General features: G+C 40.6%; 2 protein-coding genes. Both read left to right on the forward strand.

What is annotated here, in order from left to right; genetic code table 11:
* The first annotated feature begins 881 nt into the window (after positions 1–881).
* Complete coding sequence (locus VJL_RS30515) at positions 882–1,289, forward strand: DUF6236 family protein (protein WP_038882063.1); 408 nt, start codon at positions 882–884, stop codon at positions 1,287–1,289.
* Positions 1,201–1,539, forward strand: coding sequence for a DUF6236 family protein (locus VJL_RS30250; protein ID WP_160167714.1), 339 nt, complete (start codon positions 1,201–1,203; stop codon positions 1,537–1,539). The genes VJL_RS30515 and VJL_RS30250 overlap by 89 nt, the downstream gene beginning before the upstream one ends.
* The last annotated feature ends 181 nt before the right edge of the window (positions 1,540–1,720 follow it).

The following is a 1,720-nucleotide window of genomic DNA, read 5'->3' on the forward strand; positions in this document are numbered from 1 at the left end:
GGCTTATGTGATTAAGGCGCTGTGCGGTAGCTTTTGTATTGCGTTACTCACACCTTAGCAAGGCGTTAGTTTGCAAGAGGAAAAACGCAGCTATATCGCAAGATCTAGTGGTAAAAGCTCAAAGTTGAAATTGTCATCTCGGCGTTCAATTTCAGTGTTAACTAGTGTGGTGAAAATTCAAAATTGGTATCGTTTCAACGGTTGATTTGTTCTTTGGTACAGTGACTTTGGGGTTAACTGAATCGAATTTTTTTGCTGAAACTCTGCTCGTTGAGTTTGTTGGTACAAAAGCCGATTTACTCGCTGAAATGGCGTTTTCTCTGGTGTGGAAAGTTCACGTGGTTTCAGCGGCTTTGTTGAAAGTCCGCACTGTGAGATTGGTTTTCCAAAAGCGTTTTTTGGTGTTGTGAGTTCGGTTTCTGCCACGTTGTTTGTTCCAAGTGGTTTCATTGAGTTGCCGCTTTGAGACTAAGCCTGACTTAAATGCATCAAAGCACATAAAGCTTATTGTTTTCAAAATTTAAAATAACGTAAAATCAACTCCTTGGGTTTGCAAACTAACAAACTGCTCAAGAGGGATTCGCAACGCGTGGCATTTTTACTATGCGTTAAATTTGGTGATTAAGGTGGTATGCGGCGGCTTTGGTATTGCGTTGCTCACCCCTTAGCAGGGCGTTAGCACTAAAAGGTATATGTACGAGGATCAACATGAATAAAAAAGGAATCGTCGTTTCTCCTCCATTTGAGCCTATATACACTGGAGGGATCAGATGCGGTGGAGATCCAGACCCACTTGAACTTAGAAAATATCTTCTATATTGGGATGAAATTGACTACCCACTAATACACTGATTCGTGTTTCGTCTTACGACATAGATTATTTGGAAAGCACGGGTTTTCTAAAAAGGACACATGTTAGGTTTGAGGGGGCGATAAGCTCGGGGAGAGGTGAGTTTTTTATTGCTGCCCAAGAAGCCGCTCTTAGAAAAAATCGACAAGAAGAACCTGGCTGTTGGACTATGGCTCAACTATCCAATGTTCCTTATTACACTCAGCAAGCGTTAGGAACTGGCGTTGAATTCGAGCTTTACGATATGTTACCTGTTCCCGATCAGGGCACACCGTTAGCTGAAATTCTTGAGTTTAAATCTAAGCGTAATGACGAACTAACCGCTTTTAGGTGCTATCTAGATGAAATGAATGAAGAAATTATATCTTCTAAAGATATACCAAGAGCAAAAAAAAACACGCTTAGCTCGGTTAGAAATGTCACTAAAGGATATAGATAAAACTATTAATGAAACAGGTATTAAGCGTGTAACAACCAACCTTAAAAACGTAATACACTCTGATTTTTCTGGTATCGTTGGTGCAGGGTTAGGTGCTGCCGGTATAGCTTCTCTTATTCAAATGTCGCCTTTAATTGCCGGTGTTGCTGGTGCTGGTTTGGTTGTCGGTGTAAAGAGTGTAGTTATGCCTTCGTCACAATGCCCTTCTGACTTTAATTACATAAAGAGCATAAGAAAGAACTTTCGATAATTTTAGTGCTAACAAACTGTTTAAGAGTGATTCGCAACGCGTGGCATTTTTAGTATGCGTTGCGTTTAGTGTTTAAGGTGGTATGCGGAGGCATCGGTATTGCGTTGCTCACACCTTAACAGGGCGTTATGCGTCAGAGGGAAATTATGAATCCAGGTATTTATTTAGACGATTTTGAAAT

Origin of the sequence: Vibrio jasicida CAIM 1864 = LMG 25398 (genome assembly GCF_000400365.1) — a bacterium.
In the GTDB taxonomy this organism is placed as follows: Bacteria; Pseudomonadota; Gammaproteobacteria; order Enterobacterales; family Vibrionaceae; genus Vibrio; species Vibrio jasicida.

Excerpts from the sequence above, each read along its gene's own strand:
- VJL_RS30250 (WP_160167714.1), top strand. The coding sequence starts at position 1,201 with ATGAAGAAATTATATCTTCTAAAGATATACCAAGAGCAAAAAAAAACA.